The following is a 14,939-nucleotide window of genomic DNA, read 5'->3' as shown; positions in this document are numbered from 1 at the left end:
CGAGAACCCGTCGAAGGACATCGCCATGTACATCAACTCGCCCGGCGGCGTGGTGACGGCGGGTCTCGCTATCTACGATACCATGCAGTACATTCGCCCGCGCGTTTCGACCGTGTGCATCGGCCAGGCAGCCTCGATGGGCAGCTTCCTGCTCGCGGCGGGTGAGCCGGGCATGCGCATCGCGCTCCCCAACGCCCGCATCATGGTCCACCAGCCTTCGGGCGGCGCGCGCGGCATGGCCTCCGACATCGAGATCCAGGCGCGCGAGATTCTGCGCATGCGCGCCCGGATGAACGACCTTTACGTCAAGTTCACCGGCCGCACGCTCGCAGAAATCGAGAAGGCGATGGACCGTGACACGTTCCTCGAAGCCGACGAAGCGCTGAAGTTCGGACTCGTCGACAAAGTGTACGAATCGCGTCCAGAAGGTGACCAGATGGGCGGCGAAGAAGGTTCAGGCGGCGCGCCATCGGCATGATTTCGGCCTGATCCCAGCATTTTGCCCTAAAATGGCAGGGTGCTGGATCAGGATTTGTTCGCTATTTTCGTGTCCGGTTGATTAATGCCCTCCGGGTAGTAGGATAACCGGGCCCGCCCCTCGTGGAGGGGCGTCTGGGATGTAAGAATGACCAAGCTTTCCGGATCGGATACCAAGAGCACGCTGTACTGCAGTTTCTGCGGCAAGTCGCAGCACGAAGTGCGCAAGCTCATCGCCGGCCCCACCGTGTTCATCTGCGATGAATGCGTGGAGCTGTGCAATGACATCATCCGCGAAGAGACCAAGGCTGGTCTCGCCGGAAAGAAGGATGGCGGCGTACCGACACCGCGCGATATCTTCGTGACACTGAACGACTATGTGATCGGTCAGGACCGCGCGAAGCGTGTGCTCTCGGTCGCGGTGCACAACCACTACAAGCGGCTCAAGCACAGCGGCAAGGGCGGCGATGTCGAACTGTCGAAGTCGAACATCCTGCTCGTCGGGCCGACCGGCTCGGGCAAGACGCTGCTCGCGCAGACGCTGGCCAAGACTTTCGACGTGCCCTTCACGATGGCCGATGCGACGACGCTGACCGAAGCCGGCTATGTGGGTGAGGATGTCGAGAACATCATTCTCAAGCTGCTGCAGGCGAGCGACTACAATGTCGAAAAGGCGCAGCACGGCATCGTCTACATCGACGAGATCGACAAGATCAGCCGCAAGGCCGAGAACCCCTCGATCACGCGCGACGTTTCGGGCGAAGGCGTGCAGCAGGCACTGCTCAAGCTGATGGAAGGCACCACGGCTTCGGTGCCGCCGCAGGGCGGGCGCAAGCATCCGCAGCAGGAATTCCTGCAGGTGGACACGACCAACATCCTGTTCATCTGCGGCGGTGCGTTTGCCGGCCTCGAGAAGATCATCTCGGATCGCCTGCAGAAGCGCTCGATTGGTTTCGGCGCGCATGTCGCGGATCCGGACAAGCGCAAGGTGGGCGAACTGCTCCAGAAGGCGGAGCCGGAAGACCTCCTCAAGTTCGGCCTGATCCCCGAATTCGTCGGTCGTCTGCCGGTGATTGCCACGCTGAATGACCTCGATATCGAGGCGCTGGTCAAGATCCTGCGCGAGCCCAAGAACGCGCTGATCAAGCAGTACCAGAAGCTGTTCGACCTCGAAGACGTGCAACTGACCTTCACTGATGACGCGCTTGAAGCGATTGCCAAGCGCGCCATCGAACGCAAGACTGGCGCGCGCGGCCTGCGCTCGATCGTTGAAGGGCTGCTGCTTGATACGATGTTCGATCTGCCGACGCTGGAAGGCGTGACCGAAGTGGTGGTCGACAAGGATGTCGTCGACGGCCGCAAGGAGCCGGTTCAGGTGCTCAAGGGCAAGGAAGAAGCGGCCTGAGCAAGGCACCGCTTCGGAACTGAAACAAAGCGGGCCCGGAAGCGCACTTCCGGGCCCGTTTCCTTGGGCTTCACCCCACCTTGCGGCTGACCTTGACCGCTAGCCCGCAGTGATCCGTCACGGTCACCGCGCCGGAGGACTGCGACAGATAGACCGGTCCGGCCTCCAGATTGATCGTCGTGGTGTTGTAGACCGCGACATCGAACATCTTCGAGCCCGCGCTGTTGGTTCCCCCCTGCTTGACGTTCCAGTTATCAAAAGGGGAGACCACAGCGCTGGTGTGCGCGTTGGCAAAGCCCTGCGGCAGGGCATTCTGGGTGAAATTGCTGGAACTCTGGTTGGTATCGCCGATCACCAGATCAATCGGGCCGCTTCCGATCGTGACGAGGTGGTTGTTGAGCTGGGCGTAGAAGTCTCGCACTTTCGCCGCGTTGGTCGCGATGGCGTTCGGCACATGGACGAACAGCACGGAAAGACCATTGATCGAGTAGATCACGAAGCCCAGCCCCTCGGCCAGCAGCTTGATCTGCCCCGCGACGCCAGCCTGAGCGAATGCCGTGAAGCATTGGCATGCCTTGGCATTGCCGGTGACATTCGCGAGCAGACCCGAACTCTGGCGGAGGCCTGCGAAGTCTGCATTGCTCACATCGAGTTCGCCGCACACGAGCAGGTCCGGCATCGAGCCGATAGCGCGGTAGATGTTCTGATAGATCAGTGCGATCTGAGTGCCGAAGGCGACCTGGGTCGGTGCGCCGCCCAGCGCCTGGATCGGGCGCAGATTCGCCGGCCCCTCAACGGGCAGGGAGAACTCGCTATCCAGTGAAGGCAGGACGAGCGCTTGATGTCCCGCTCGTCCCACCCGGCGCGCCGCAGCGCGGGTCAGCGGCTGCTGCCACATCGAAGCGAGGCCGTGCGTCGTGCTCGAATTGGCGTTGAACGACTGGTAGGCGATTACCGGCATGTCCGCTCCCATAGAGGCCACGACTTACAACTGCAGCTTACCCTGTCGAGGTGCCGAGACAAGCTTGCGCAAGTCGGCCCGGTATGCACCGGGCTTCGCTGCCCAAACTGCGCCGCGCTATTCTCGTGGAGGACTCCTATCACCCGGCCAATTTGGCAAACCGTGCGTCTGCCGCGCCCCACGTTGCGGCGGCCATGAAGGCATCGACATAGGCGGCGGCCTTCGCGCCGTAGTCCATGGCATAGGCGTGTTCGTACATGTCCATGGCAAGGATCGGGGTGCCGCCGGCGAGGGTCTGGGTGTGGTCGCTCGCCCACTGGTTGGTGAGGCGGCCATCGTGCGGGGACCATTGCAGCAGGACCCAGCCCGAGCCGCCGCCGAGCGCCTTGCCCATCGCCGAGAATTCCGCGGCCCAGCGGCTGAAGCTGCCGAAATCGCGCTCGATTGCAGCGCCGAGCTTGGCCCCCGGCTTGCCGCCGTTTCCGAGGCACGAGAAATACACTTCGTGGAGGAGCATCGAGTTCCACGCGATGAGCTCCTCGCGCTTCAGGCCGTTGAGCATGAAGCCGGGAGCGGCCGTCATGTCGAGCTTCGCCAGTTCGCCCTTGATGGCGCCGATGCGCTTCACCGCGCTGACATAGTTGTTGTCGTGGTGGCTGGTGAGGAGCTTGGCGGAAAGGCCGGGGATCGTGGCGGGATCGAAGGGCAGCGGCGCCGGGGCGGGCGCGAAGACCGGGCCCGAGGGAGCGGGAGGCGCGGCGGCGGTCTGTGCGGCGGCGGTCTGTGCGGCGGCGGGGATAGCTCCGGCCGCGGCAGCGGTCATGGCAGCGGTGAGGGCGGTGCGGCGATCGATCTGCATGGGGTGCGACTCCTTGAACTGGCTTCGGCCATTGTGGTCAGGAAATCAGCGCTGTCCATCTGCCGGGAAGGCAGGTCGCAAAAAGGGGGCGGCGGCCGTGTCCGGCCGCCGCCCCCTTTTTGTGAGTCCCTGCGATCAGTTGGGCCGCGAGCCGGCGTCGGTCAGCACGATCTTGCCGCTGGCCACCGTGTAGCCTGAGGCAGGAGCGGTGCCGGGGACGATAATCGCGGCGAGGCCAGAAGCCAGGGCAGTGGCGGCAATAGCGGCGGCGGCGGCCATCGAAATGCTGGCAATCTTCAATTCCGTACGAAGCATATCGATTCCCCTCAGGAGCGCTCTTGGCAGCGCTATAGGGGTCATCGATGGTCGCGCGCAGGCACCCCTAAGGGCCAAATGGCTGGTGCGTCCGGTTAGCGTCCGTTTCCGCAGCCATGGCGGGCAAGTTCGGCAAGATCGGTGGTCTCGATCTGCACCGTGGCGTGGCAGATCGCGAAGCGCTGGGCGAGCGTTTGGGATAGGTCGCCCAGGAAGGCATCCCCCGGGTGGCCGCCGGGCATCACGAGATGCGCGGTCATCGCGGTTTCGGTGGTGCTCATCGGCCAGATGTGGAGATCGTGGACCGCACTGACGCCCGGCATAGCGGCAAGGTGGTGTTCGACGGCGTGCCCATCGACCGATGCCGGAACGCCGTGGAGGCCCATCTTGAGCGAATCCTTGGCAAGCCCCCAGGTACCCCACGCGATCACACCCACGATCGCCAGACTGGTGACGGGATCGATCCACCACGCGCCGGTGAGTGCGATCAGCGCGCCAGCCACGACCACGCCGGCGGAAACCGCTGCGTCCGACGCCATGTGGAGATAGGCGCCGCGAATGTTGATGTCGTGCTCGCGCCCGCGCAGGAAGAGCAGCGCGGTGAGTGTGTTGATCGCGATGCCGATCCCCGCAACGACCATGACCGGGCCGGCTGCGACGGGTTCCGGCGCGATCAGGCGGTGGATCGTCTCGACGAGGATCGCGCCGAGCGCCAGCATCAGCAGCGCGGCGTTGAACAGCGCGGCGAGGATCGAGCTCGATTTGTAGCCATACGTGAAGCGCGACGAAGGCGGGCGCGCGGCGAGCACGCTGGCCGCCCAAGCGACGGCAAGGCTCAGCACGTCCGAGAGGTTGTGCCCCGCATCGGCGACGAGCGCCATCGAGCCTGCGGCAAAACCGTAGCCCGCTTCGATCAGGACGAAGCCGCTGTTGAGCACGATACCGATGGCAAAGGCGCGGCCGAAGCTGGCGGGGGCGTGGCTGTGCCCGTGACCATGCGCGTGCGCATGGCTGTGCCCGTGACCATGCGTGTTCGCATGGCTGTGGTCGTGACCATGGTGGTGGTGGTGGTGCTCGCCGGACATGCGCCGCTTCCTAGCGCCTTCATGGCGGGTAGGAAAACGCTTTGATTGCAGTACCCGAATTGGGGCCCGAATTGCCAGGGGGCCTGTAAGCCGGGTTCTGTGGCGCGGACGGTATCCCACTTGTGGACCGTATCCGCGTCGGCAGCCATTCCTCTAGGCGGCCCGTTGCCGGGCGCGCTCAAGCGACCAACCCGGACTGCTGGCCCGAAACAGGCCTGCTCCGTAAAGGAGCGCGCAGTCCCTATTCGGTCTTGCTCCAGGTGGGGTTTGCCTTGCCGCTTCTGTTACCAGTCGCGCGGTGCGCTCTTGCCGCACCCTTTCACCCTTGCTGCCCCCCATGTCTTTCAACACGCTGGGTTAGCGGTCTGCTCTCTGTGGCACTTTCCCTGAAGTTTCCCTCGGCGGGCGTTACCCGCCACCCTTGTTTCGTGGAGCCCGGACTTTCCTCGGTCCCGCCACCCTTCGACAAGCTCAGGATGAGCGGGAACGCGGCTGCCCGGCCCCCTGGCGAGGGGTCACCTAGCACGCCCGGTGTCGCGTTCCAACAAAAGCTCGAACAGCAGTGCGCCGATCTGTCCGTCGATTTCGCCATCGATGCGCGCGGGGCGCCAGCGGCGCTGGAAGGCGCGGACGGCGGCTTCGGGATCGGTGATGTCATACCCGAAACGCTCTAGCGCGAGGTAGAAGGCGCTTGGGTTGTCATAGATCAGGCGCATGGTGAGCTGCGGTTTGGGCAGCGTGATGCGGTACCGCGCGAGGAGGTCCCAGGGGAACAGCTCGCCCGGATCCTGCTTGCGCGCCGGAGCCACGTCCGAATGGCCGACGACATTGGCGCGGGGAATATCGTGGCGCTTCACGATATCGGCGAGCAGCGGGATCAGCGCTTCCATCTGCGCTTCGGGGAACGGGCGGTAGCCGAATTCGTGGCCGGGATTGACGAGCTCGATCCCGATGCTGGCCGAGTTCACGTCGGTTTCGCCGCGCCAGTAGGATCGGCCCGCATGCCAGGCGCGCTTGCCTTCATCGACGAGGCGGATGACGGTGCCATCCTCGTCGATCATGTAGTGCGCCGAAACTTCGGCCGCCGGATCGCACAGCCTTTCGAGCGCATCGGCGGCGGTGCGCATGCCGGTGTAATGCAGGACCACCATGGAGACGCGCGATTTGCGCTCGTTCCAGTTGGGCGAGGGAACCTCGCGGTGGACCAGCCAGCGGTTCATGGCAGATCAGGCCCCGACACTTCAGGCAGACACGGGCAGCATGGCCCCCATGACGAGAGCCTCGGGCGTGGCGTGATACTGGATCGTGCCGCCGATGCCATCGACCAGCTGGCGCAGCATGGCCGCGGGCGCGGTGCGGCTGGAGAGTTCCTCGCCCGAGAGCGCGCCTTCGAGCGCGAGGCCGACGTTGCGATCGAACACGACGCGGGCACCGGTCGCGCGGATCACGATCTCGCTGCAGGGCTTTGCGCCATCCGTCCTGAGTTCGGCCGCGATATCGAGCGTGCCGCCGCGCACCAGCGCCTCGATCCCGATGAGCGCGAGGTTGAGCAGCGTCTTGACCGCAGGCTTGGGCAGGCTGTCTCCGGCAAGCGCCCAGTTGGCCTGGATGCGCCCGTTGTTGCCGACCAGCGCATCGATCAGCGCGCGCGGCTCGGCGAGCGGGACCATCTCGCCGAAGCCGCCAGCGGCGCCGAAGGCGAGGCGGAAGAAGCGCAGCTTGTCGGCGGAAATGCGTGCGCTCTGCTCAAGCAGCTCGAAGCATTTCTGGCGCATCTCGGGGTCCTTCTCCTCGGCGAGGAGTTCGAGACCATTCGTGAGCGCGCCGACGGGGGAGAGCATGTCGTGGCACAGGCGCGAGCAGAGCAGGCTGGCGAGATCGAGCGAATCGGTGTTCATGTTCAGAATTCAGGCCTTTTCGCTGAATAAGTTGACACAGTTGACACAGTCCTGAGGGAAACGTGCGCTGCCCGGGATGGGGCCCTGCCGCAGCGATCGCGAAGCACACAAGGAAGGGTCGGGCGTGACGTCACCAACCTGCCTTAACTCTCCTTGATCGCGTAGGAAAGCGCTTCGAACCCTGATGGCGCATCGCGCCACAAGCTGACTGCGCCGGCAGCGGCGATGGCCCAGATCCGGCCATCGCCCGAGGCACTGGCGGCATCGGTGGCGGAAGGGCGGGCAAGGCCGTTCGGATGCGAGTGGAAATAGCCGATGAGCTGCGGCCCGCCCGAAGCCTTGACCGCCCGCGCCGCCTTGTGTGCGGCGATGAGCGCGGCGGGATCGATCTCGAAATGGCGGGAGGGTTCGGGATGGACGTTGGCGGTGCTTAGCGCGGTTTCGATGTGGTTTCCGGAGCCGAGGAGGAGGCCGCAGGCTTCGCGCGGCGCGGCTTCGGCAGCGGCGGCGAGGATGGCGGCGTGGGCTTGTGGGGTGAGGGTCAAGTGCATGGCGGTGCCATCGGCGTGCGGATCATGCGCCATCGGCGGCCTGCAGCCAATCCTCGCGGCCATGCCGCACGCGCAGGATGAGCACCGCATCATCCTCGGCGATTTCGTAGATGATCAGATGGGACTGGTAGCGATGCACCCGGACCGGCGGTGCAATTTCATCGCGCAGCCGGGCCGCGAGCGGATAGTCCGCCAGAAATGCAAAGGCCGCACCAAGACCATCGTGATAGCGATCTGCTTGCGCCGCGCCAAACAAGGCCAGTCCCTCCAGATAGATCTGGACGAGATCGTCTGCTGCGGCCCGAGACAGCCGGAATCCGGCCACCCCTAGAGTTCGGTGCCGGCGACGCGCAGGGCCCTGGCGCGAATGTCTGCCATGGTTTCGTTGCTGGTGCCGCTTGCCCGCGCTTCATCGACCTGCTGCTGCATCCGGGCGATCCGATCCGATCGCTCCTGCTCGCGTCGGATCAGATCGCGGATATAGTCGCTGACATTGCTGTAGCGCCCCGAACCGGCTTTCGCTTCGACCCACTGCTTCATGGGATCGGGCAGGGAAATGTTCATGGTTGCCATGCCAGCAGTTTGCCGATTTTTGGCAAGGTTTGTCAAGACTGCCCCACCCTTGCCGCCCCGCCACGCCGTTCCCATATCCAACCGACCATGGGGGCATGCGAGACCATCATCGAAGGGATCATCCCGACCGGCGGGCTGCGGCTCGACCGGGCGCTTGCCGATGTCTCCGGCCTCTCGCGCGAGCGGATCAAGGCGCTGCTCGATGATGGGCGCGTGGCGCTCGCCGGAAAGCCTGCCGGTCAGGCTTCGCTCAAGCCGGCGCAAGGCACGCCCTTCACCATCCGCGTGCCGGAGGCCGTACCGGCTGAAGCCGCGGCGCAGGATATTCCGCTCAGCGTGGTCCATGAGGACGCGCATCTCATCGTGATCGACAAGCCGGCGGGGCTGGTGGTGCATCCGGCGGCTGGGAACCTCGACGGGACGCTGGTCAACGCGCTGCTGCACCATTGCCGGGGCCAGCTTTCGGGCATCGGCGGCGTGGCGCGGCCGGGGATCGTGCACCGGATCGACAAGGATACCTCGGGGCTGCTGGTCGTCGCCAAGACCGATGCGGCGCACGAGGGGCTGGCGCGGCAGTTTGCCGACCATTCGATCCACCGCGTCTATCAGGCGGTGACGACAGGCGTGCCGGTGCCTGCGGCGGGCACGGTGCGCGGCGCGATCGGGCGCAGCGAGCGGGATCGCAAGAAGATGGCGCTGGTGGCTGACGGGCGCGGCAAGCATGCCGTCACGCATTACCGCACGATCGAGATTCTGCAGGGCGCCGCGCTGATCGAGTGTCGGCTCGAGACCGGGCGAACCCACCAGGTGCGCGTTCACCTTGCATCAATCGGCCATGCGCTAGTGGGCGATCCAGTCTATGGACGCACGTCATCCCAGCATCGGCCCTTGCTTGCCCGGCTCGGCTTCGGTCGTCAGGCGCTCCACGCGGCCGAGCTTGGCTTCATCCATCCGGCGAGCGGCGATTCGGTGCGCTTTGCCAGCCCGACGCCCGTCGATCTCAGGACGCTCATTATCGAACTGGGAGGGCATGGTGGCTGACGGCAGCCTATGGATAAAAGGTGCAATGCCCCAAAAACGCGCTGTATCGAATGGCGCTACGTGGGCGAATAGTTTTGCTGTGTGGCAAGACTCGGGGCTCTCCGATATACCGGAACAAGCCGCGAACGTCTCGCGACACAGGCCTGTGAGGTTCGCGCCCCCTGCAATCGGGCGCGGCGAAAGGATGTGTTCAGGTGTCTGAGAAGAAATCGACAGCGCTGGTCCCTGCCCTTGGTGGCGGTGAGGCGGGGCTGAACCGCTATCTGGCCGAGATCCGCAAGTTCCCGGTGCTGGCGCCCGAGCAGGAATACATGCTCGCCAAGCGCTATCAGGAGCATGCCGATCCGCAGGCCGCTGCGCAGCTGGTGACAAGCCATCTGCGGCTCGTGGCGAAGATCGCCATGGGCTATCGCGGCTATGGCCTGCCCGTGAGCGAGCTGATCTCCGAAGGCAACATCGGCCTCATGCAGGGCGTCAAGAAGTTTGAGCCCGATCGCGGCTTCCGTCTGGCGACATATGCGATGTGGTGGATCAAGGCCTCGATCCAGGAGTACATCCTGCGGTCGTGGAGCCTCGTGAAGATGGGCACCACCGCGGCGCAGAAGAAGCTGTTCTTCAACCTGCGGCGGATGAAGAAGAACCTCGAGGCGTTCGAGGATTCGGACCTGCATCCGGAAGACGTGCGCAAGATCGCGACCGACCTTGGCGTGTCCGAGACCGAAGTCGTCAACATGAACCGGCGCATGATGATGGGCGGCGATGCCAGCCTCAACGTCTCGGTGCGTGAGGACGGCGAGGGTTCGTGGCAGGACTGGCTGGTCGATGACAGCCCGCTGCAGGACGAGACCGTGGCCGACGCCGAGGAAGCGCATCTGCGCCACGCCCTGCTGGTCGAGGCGATGGACGGCCTTTCGGACCGCGAGCGGCATATTCTGACCGACCGGCGCCTGATCGACGAGCCCAAGACGCTCGAAGAACTGAGCCAGGTCTACAACGTCAGCCGCGAGCGCGTGCGCCAGATCGAGGTGCGTGCTTTCGAGAAGCTGCAGAAGGCGATGCAGCGCATTGCCGGCGAGCGGCATCTGCTGACGGCCTGAACGGCGCGTTCCTGGTGAATGTACGGGCGGCCGGGGGTGACCCCGGCCGTTCCTGTTCGCGCGATGGATCGCGGCAACCACGCGGCCCGCAGCGAAGGCGCGAAGGGACCGTTGCAAGCTTTCAAGCTCCCGATTGCCAGCCGCGCGCCGCCAGGTAATATCATCGGCGCATGGATGATGAACTGCTCAAGCTCAAGAACCCGCAAGTGATGCGGGCGCGCCGGCCCGGCCTGTTGCATCAGGCGGGCTGGTTGCTGGCGCGGCTGGTCGCGGCGTTCCTGTTCCTGAGCGTGACGATGGTGGTGGTCTACCGCTTCGTGCCGGTGCCGGTGACGCTGACGATGATCTTCGATCCCAACGGCATCACCCGGGAATGGGTGCCGCTTTCGAAGATCGATCGCAACATGGTGGATGCGGCAATCGCGGGCGAGGACGGCAAGTTCTGCCAGCATCACGGGTTCGATCAGGATGCGATCCTCAAGGCGTGGGAGCGCAATCAGGAGGGCGGACGCATCCGCGGCGGCTCCACGATCAGCCAGCAGACCGCCAAGAACGTGTTCCTGTGGCAAGGCGGCGGCTATTTGCGCAAGGGGCTGGAAGCCTGGTTCACCGTGCTGATCGAGACGATCTGGGGCAAGCGGCGGATCATGGAGGTCTACCTCAATGTCGCCGAAACGGGCATCGGCACCTATGGCGTCGAGGCGGGGGCGCAGCGCTACTACAAGAAATCGGCGGCACAATTGAGCCGGGTCGAGGCGGCGCGGATCGCCGCGGCGTTCCCGCAGCCCAAGGTGCGCGCGGTGACGGGTGCGACGGGTTCTACCCGCAGGCACGGCAATGTGATCGCGGCGCGGGTGAACACGGTGCGCGCGGATTACGACACCTGCGTTTATCAATAGGGGCGCCCCGCGACGGGGTGTGCTTGACTGGCCAGGTCAATCAAGCCCGGCATGAGCGGGGCCAAGGGAGAGCCAGCCATGCCGCAGGTCATCATTCACGCGTGGATCGAATTTGCCGATCAGGGCGTGCGGGACGAGGCGGTGCGGCTCGCGGCGCCGATCCAATGGACATCGCGCACCGAGGAGCCGGGCTGCCTTGAGTACTGCTTCGCCGCCGATCCCTGCATTCCGCACCGGGTAACCATCCACGAGCTGTGGGAGGATCACGCCTCGCTCGTCGCGCACTTCCAGCACCCCTGCTACGCCGCGATGCGCGACACGATGGTGGGGCTGGGGCCTACTGCGCTGTGGAACCGGATGTATGAAGTCGGCCGCGATGGGCCGGTCTACCGCGAGGACGGCGCGATGCGCACGGTGCTGTTCGACGATTAGGCTGCTTCGGCAGCCGGTTCGCCCTGCACTGAAATCAGCCAGCGCGATGTGCCTTCGAGGCCGATCGCGGTGAGCAGGCCCGAGGCATAGGCGCCCGTATCGAGGCTGATGCGCAGCGGCGAGACGTGCGGGCTTTCGAGAATGGTGTGGCCGTGGACAACCGCAAAATCGCGGGTTTCGGGGCCTTCGATGAATTCACCGCGAATCCAGCGCAGGTCCGAGATCTTCTGATCTTCGAGCGGAACCCCCGGGCGCACCCCGGCATGGACGAAGACGTAGTCGCCGATCTGGATGCTGTCTTCCATCGACTTCATGAATTCGATGTCGTCGGCCGGGACCGCATCATGCATGATCGCGCGCAACTCCTCGAGCGTGGCGCGGCTGTAGACATCAGGCTCGATCGGATAGCTCAGCAAGGTTTCGCGCCCGCCATGGCGGAGGAAATGGCGCAGCGTATCGTCGCGCTCGAAGCTGCCGAGAAACATTTCCTCATGGTTGCCGGCCAGCATGCGCACGCGGCGGCGCTTTGCCCATTCGCGCGCGGTGGCAATGACGCTCGCGCTGTCCGGGCCGCGATCGACGAGATCGCCCAGCAGGATGACGGTGGTATCGGCAGGGGAACGGCCCGCTTCGTCCGCTTCGATCCGCGCAATCATGCGGCACAGCAGGTCGTATCGGCCATGGATGTCACCAATGGCATAGACTCGCTGACCGTCCGGAACCGAGGGAATCACCTCTGGCTCGGACCGGGATTCAAGAAAGGAACGCAGCAGCTTCAGCATCAAAGAGGGGCCTTACCAAAGTAATATGGGCCTGACAGCGTCCATTACAAGGCGCGCGGCATGGATGGTGCGGAATTGCAACAGAGCGTGGGAAAGCCGCGACCAGCCGTTGGCGCGCTCTTGTGCGACGCAACATAATCCGGCAACAAAAAGTTACAGAACGAAGGCTGACCGCAAAAATCGAGTCGCCACGGCCTGTGCAGGTGGGACGACGCGAACCCAAAAACAAAGGATTCCCCATGCGTACGTCCAGCAAGGCCTTCGTGGCCGCAACCTTTGCTGCCCTTAGCTTCGCCGCTGCTGCACCCGCGCTTGCCGACGAAACTGCCCCGCCCAGCGACATCACGGTGACGGGAGCGGCGACGATCGCCAGCCAGTACCGGTTCCGCGGCGTCGCGCAGTCGGACAACAAGCCCGTCGTGCAGGGCACCTTCACGATCGCGCACAAATCCGGTTTCTACATCTCGACCTGGGGCTCGAGCGCCTCGGCTGGCAACAGCCCGATCAACATCGGCGGCACCGAGATCGACATCTACGGCGGCTACACCCACGGGATCGGCAACACCGGCTTCACGATCGACGGCGGCCTTTATGGCTACATCTATCCGGGCGCGACGATCGGCAACTACTGGGAAGTCTACGGTTCGGTGGCCAAGACGCTGGGCCCGGTGACGGCCAAGGTCGGCGCGAACTTTGCGCCGGCGCAGAAGGTGTTCAACTACAACTTCACCTCGACCCATCGCAGCAATCTCTACGTTTACGGCGAACTGGGCGGGGCGATCCCGGGCACTCCGCTGAGCATCCATTCGCACCTCGCGCACACCGGCGGCGGCTTCGACCTTCCTAAGCCATTCTTCGATTACAACGTGGGGATTACCGCGAAGTATAAGAACCTTGCGCTTGATGCCTCAGTGGTCGGTACGAATATGCACCGCAGCGACTTTGCCCAGAGCGGCCTGTGCAGCGGCGCCGGCGGCGGCGAAAGCCTGACGGCGGTCGATGTGTGCGCGAATTCGTTCTACCGCACGACCAAGCCGGTCGGCGTGGTTTCGCTCACCGCATCGTTCTGATCCCATCCTGTTGCAGGAGGAAAGGGCGCGCCGCCATGCGGGGCGCCCTTTCTTGCCGCTGACGCGGCGCACAGGATTCTACCGCAAGTAGAAATCGATCGTTGTCACGACGCGGACCTTCTTGAACGGCGTGTCCGAAACACCCCAGCCGCCGCCCCCATCGCCGTCCCGCGCGGTCACTTCGAAGTAGCCTTGCGTCGCGTTCTTGATCCCGCCGACGCCGGTGCCGCTATCCTGCGCAAACTGTTCGGCGGAGCGGCGCGCGTCCTTGGTGGCGGCGGCGACCATCGCGGGCTTGATCTTGTCGAGCCCGGTGAAAGTGTAGGCCATGCCTGAACCTTCCTCGAGCATCACGCCGCGCCGCACGAGATCGAACTGGCGGCGCACGGCATCCTGCGCGCGCTTGATGTCGGTGGTGCGCAGCGCCATGCGCTGGCGCACGGTGAAGCGCATCACGCCGTTGTCAGTGCTGGTGCTGACATTGACGCCGGTGGGTTGGAGCGCTTCTGCGGGGAAGCCGAGGCCGGCGAAGAAGGCGCGGATTTCCTGGCTGTCATGATCGACGCTGGCCTGCGCGCTGCCCATGTCTTCGGCGGTGGCGGAATAGGCGATGGTCCAGGTGGCGAGGTCGGCGGTTACCTCGCGTTCGGCCAGCCCGCGCACGGTGACGGCGCGGTCCGCCTCGCGGCTGCGCCTGAGGCCATCGCCAAGGAGATAGCCGCCCGCCACCATGCCAAGGGCGAGCACACCAGCGGCCGCAAGCAGGGGGCGCTGCAGACCCGATGGGGTCAGGCGGGCAAGAAACGATTGGGAATCGGCGTCGGCCTCAGTATCGGTAGTCGTCACGGCATGGTCTCCCTGTCGGGCTCTTCGCCCTGCGGTGAACTGTGCGATTTCGTCGATGAACCGAGTTTGAATAGCCAAAGGAGCTGCTCCCCGTGACCAAGTTTCTCCACGCGATGATCCGCGTGACCGATCCCGAGGCGACGATCGCCTTCTTCGAGCTGTTCGGGGTGAAGGAAGTGCGCCGCTTTTCGAGCGACAAGGGCCGCTTCACGCTGATCTTCCTCGCCGCGCCCGGTGAGGAGGGCATCGCCGAAGTGGAGCTGACCTATAACTGGCCGCCAGAGGATGGCAGCGCGGGCGAAGTCTATACCGGCGGACGCAACTTCGGCCACCTCGCCTACCGGGTGAGCAATATTTACGAGACCTGCGCGAAGATTCAGGCGGCGGGCCACATCATTCACCGCCCCCCGCGCGATGGCCACATGGCCTTCGTGAAGAGCCCGGACGGCATCTCGATCGAGTTGCTGCAGGACGGCCATCTCGAACCCGCAGAACCGTGGGCGAGCATGGAGAACACCGGGACCTGGTGAGGGTTTGAAGAAGGGGCTTCTCGCAGAGATCAGGAAGGAAGCGGAGATCGCAGAGAGGTCGCTTCCGGCAGAGCCGGAAATTGATGCCCTCCCGATCAGATCGAAAGAGGCTGCGCCG

At 64.7% G+C, this 14,939-nt stretch carries 19 protein-coding genes and 1 other RNA gene; 8 read left to right on the top strand and 12 right to left on the bottom strand.

Features of this window, described 5'->3' with window-relative positions; translation table 11 throughout:
- Positions 1-478 (top strand): ATP-dependent Clp protease proteolytic subunit (locus Q0071_RS01955; protein WP_298164712.1); only part of this gene is annotated, 478 nt, incomplete at its 5' end.
- A gap of 147 nt (positions 479-625) precedes the next feature.
- Positions 626-1,882, top strand: a complete 1,257-nt coding sequence (clpX, locus tag Q0071_RS01950; protein ID WP_298164710.1) for an ATP-dependent Clp protease ATP-binding subunit ClpX — start codon at positions 626-628, stop codon at positions 1,880-1,882.
- 70 nt (positions 1,883-1,952) lie between these two features.
- On the opposite strand, the gene Q0071_RS01945 is transcribed toward clpX, so the two are convergent.
- From Q0071_RS01945 to Q0071_RS01900, 10 genes are all read right to left on the bottom strand, one after another.
- Entirely contained in the window at positions 1,953-2,843 is an 891-nt protein-coding gene (locus tag Q0071_RS01945) for a hypothetical protein (RefSeq protein WP_298164708.1), read from the bottom strand.
- A gap of 139 nt (positions 2,844-2,982) precedes the next feature.
- Positions 2,983-3,702: a superoxide dismutase gene (locus tag Q0071_RS01940; RefSeq protein ID WP_298164706.1), complete on the bottom strand. Its 720-nt coding sequence runs from the start codon at positions 3,700-3,702 to the stop codon at positions 2,983-2,985.
- A gap of 135 nt (positions 3,703-3,837) precedes the next feature.
- Positions 3,838-4,017, bottom strand: a complete 180-nt coding sequence (locus Q0071_RS01935) for a hypothetical protein (RefSeq protein ID WP_298164704.1) — start codon at positions 4,015-4,017, stop codon at positions 3,838-3,840.
- Between the two features lie 95 nt (positions 4,018-4,112).
- Complete coding sequence (locus Q0071_RS01930) at positions 4,113-5,102, bottom strand: cation diffusion facilitator family transporter (RefSeq protein ID WP_298164702.1); 990 nt, start codon at positions 5,100-5,102, stop codon at positions 4,113-4,115.
- A 70-nt stretch (positions 5,103-5,172) separates the two neighbouring features.
- An RNA gene (rnpB, locus tag Q0071_RS01925) (RNase P RNA component class A) lies at positions 5,173-5,610 on the bottom strand.
- A 7-nt stretch (positions 5,611-5,617) separates the two neighbouring features.
- Positions 5,618-6,322 (bottom strand): N-acetylmuramoyl-L-alanine amidase, encoded by a 705-nt coding sequence (locus tag Q0071_RS01920; RefSeq protein WP_298164699.1) that lies wholly within the window; start codon positions 6,320-6,322, stop codon positions 5,618-5,620.
- Between the two features lie 21 nt (positions 6,323-6,343).
- Entirely contained in the window at positions 6,344-7,000 is a 657-nt protein-coding gene (locus Q0071_RS01915; protein WP_298164697.1) for a histidine phosphotransferase family protein, read from the bottom strand.
- 143 nt (positions 7,001-7,143) lie between these two features.
- Entirely contained in the window at positions 7,144-7,551 is a 408-nt protein-coding gene (locus tag Q0071_RS01910; protein WP_298164724.1) for a Mov34/MPN/PAD-1 family protein, read from the bottom strand.
- A gap of 22 nt (positions 7,552-7,573) precedes the next feature.
- On the bottom strand, positions 7,574-7,876 hold the full coding sequence (locus Q0071_RS01905) for a type II toxin-antitoxin system RelE/ParE family toxin (RefSeq protein ID WP_298164694.1): 303 nt from the start codon (positions 7,874-7,876) through the stop codon (positions 7,574-7,576).
- 2 nt (positions 7,877-7,878) lie between these two features.
- Entirely contained in the window at positions 7,879-8,115 is a 237-nt protein-coding gene (locus tag Q0071_RS01900; protein WP_366885905.1) for a type II toxin-antitoxin system ParD family antitoxin, read from the bottom strand.
- 96 nt (positions 8,116-8,211) lie between these two features.
- Between Q0071_RS01900 and Q0071_RS01895 the strand changes: the two genes are divergently transcribed.
- The 4 genes from Q0071_RS01895 to Q0071_RS01880 all read left to right on the top strand — a co-directional run bounded on the left by Q0071_RS01895 (position 8,212) and on the right by Q0071_RS01880 (position 11,593).
- The gene (locus Q0071_RS01895; protein WP_298164689.1) at positions 8,212-9,165 is read left to right on the top strand and encodes an RluA family pseudouridine synthase; all 954 of its coding nucleotides are present in this window, start codon (positions 8,212-8,214) and stop codon (positions 9,163-9,165) included.
- A gap of 194 nt (positions 9,166-9,359) precedes the next feature.
- Positions 9,360-10,262: an RNA polymerase sigma factor RpoH gene (gene rpoH / locus Q0071_RS01890; RefSeq protein ID WP_298164687.1), complete on the top strand. Its 903-nt coding sequence runs from the start codon at positions 9,360-9,362 to the stop codon at positions 10,260-10,262.
- A 209-nt stretch (positions 10,263-10,471) separates the two neighbouring features.
- Entirely contained in the window at positions 10,472-11,161 is a 690-nt protein-coding gene (gene mtgA / locus Q0071_RS01885) for a monofunctional biosynthetic peptidoglycan transglycosylase (RefSeq protein WP_298164722.1), read from the top strand.
- A gap of 78 nt (positions 11,162-11,239) precedes the next feature.
- Entirely contained in the window at positions 11,240-11,593 is a 354-nt protein-coding gene (locus tag Q0071_RS01880) for an antibiotic biosynthesis monooxygenase (RefSeq protein ID WP_298164683.1), read from the top strand.
- Here Q0071_RS01880 and Q0071_RS01875 read toward each other — a convergent pair.
- Entirely contained in the window at positions 11,590-12,375 is a 786-nt protein-coding gene (locus tag Q0071_RS01875) for a metallophosphoesterase family protein (RefSeq protein WP_298164680.1), read from the bottom strand. The two genes, Q0071_RS01880 and Q0071_RS01875, sit on opposite strands and share 4 nt — an antisense overlap.
- A gap of 239 nt (positions 12,376-12,614) precedes the next feature.
- Here Q0071_RS01875 and Q0071_RS01870 point away from each other — a divergent pair, with 239 nt between their 5' ends.
- Positions 12,615-13,445 carry a TorF family putative porin gene (locus Q0071_RS01870; protein WP_298164677.1) on the top strand — a complete coding sequence of 277 codons (831 nt, stop codon included), beginning with the start codon at positions 12,615-12,617 and terminating at the stop codon, positions 13,443-13,445.
- Between the two features lie 78 nt (positions 13,446-13,523).
- On the opposite strand, the gene Q0071_RS01865 is transcribed toward Q0071_RS01870, so the two are convergent.
- The gene (locus Q0071_RS01865; RefSeq protein ID WP_298164720.1) at positions 13,524-14,177 is read right to left on the bottom strand and encodes an SIMPL domain-containing protein; all 654 of its coding nucleotides are present in this window, start codon (positions 14,175-14,177) and stop codon (positions 13,524-13,526) included.
- A gap of 206 nt (positions 14,178-14,383) precedes the next feature.
- Between Q0071_RS01865 and Q0071_RS01860 the strand changes: the two genes are divergently transcribed.
- Complete coding sequence (locus Q0071_RS01860) at positions 14,384-14,821, top strand: VOC family protein (RefSeq protein WP_298164674.1); 438 nt, start codon at positions 14,384-14,386, stop codon at positions 14,819-14,821.
- The last annotated feature ends 118 nt before the right edge of the window (positions 14,822-14,939 follow it).

It is taken from the genome of Novosphingobium sp. (genome assembly GCF_027486195.1).
Taxonomy (GTDB): domain Bacteria; phylum Pseudomonadota; class Alphaproteobacteria; order Sphingomonadales; family Sphingomonadaceae; genus Novosphingobium.
Note: the sequence above shows the minus strand (reverse complement) of the source record. Positions and strands in the feature narration are given on the sequence as shown.

Coding starts and splice junctions, on each gene's coding strand:
- clpX (WP_298164710.1), top strand. CDS start 626: ATGACCAAGCTTTCCGGATCGGATACCAAGAGCACGCTGTACTGCAGT.
- Q0071_RS01945 (WP_298164708.1), bottom strand. CDS start 2,843: ATGCCGGTAATCGCCTACCAGTCGTTCAACGCCAATTCGAGCACGACG.
- Q0071_RS01940 (WP_298164706.1), bottom strand. CDS start 3,702: ATGCAGATCGATCGCCGCACCGCCCTCACCGCTGCCATGACCGCTGCC.
- Q0071_RS01935 (WP_298164704.1), bottom strand. CDS start 4,017: ATGCTTCGTACGGAATTGAAGATTGCCAGCATTTCGATGGCCGCCGCC.
- Q0071_RS01930 (WP_298164702.1), bottom strand. CDS start 5,102: ATGTCCGGCGAGCACCACCACCACCACCATGGTCACGACCACAGCCAT.
- Q0071_RS01920 (WP_298164699.1), bottom strand. CDS start 6,322: ATGAACCGCTGGCTGGTCCACCGCGAGGTTCCCTCGCCCAACTGGAAC.
- Q0071_RS01915 (WP_298164697.1), bottom strand. CDS start 7,000: ATGAACACCGATTCGCTCGATCTCGCCAGCCTGCTCTGCTCGCGCCTG.
- Q0071_RS01910 (WP_298164724.1), bottom strand. CDS start 7,551: ATGCACTTGACCCTCACCCCACAAGCCCACGCCGCCATCCTCGCCGCC.
- Q0071_RS01900 (WP_366885905.1), bottom strand. CDS start 8,115: ATGAACATTTCCCTGCCCGATCCCATGAAGCAGTGGGTCGAAGCGAAA.
- Q0071_RS01895 (WP_298164689.1), top strand. CDS start 8,212: ATGGGGGCATGCGAGACCATCATCGAAGGGATCATCCCGACCGGCGGG.
- mtgA (WP_298164722.1), top strand. CDS start 10,472: ATGCGGGCGCGCCGGCCCGGCCTGTTGCATCAGGCGGGCTGGTTGCTG.
- Q0071_RS01880 (WP_298164683.1), top strand. CDS start 11,240: ATGCCGCAGGTCATCATTCACGCGTGGATCGAATTTGCCGATCAGGGC.
- Q0071_RS01875 (WP_298164680.1), bottom strand. CDS start 12,375: ATGCTGAAGCTGCTGCGTTCCTTTCTTGAATCCCGGTCCGAGCCAGAG.
- Q0071_RS01870 (WP_298164677.1), top strand. CDS start 12,615: ATGCGTACGTCCAGCAAGGCCTTCGTGGCCGCAACCTTTGCTGCCCTT.
- Q0071_RS01865 (WP_298164720.1), bottom strand. CDS start 14,177: ATGGTGGCGGGCGGCTATCTCCTTGGCGATGGCCTCAGGCGCAGCCGC.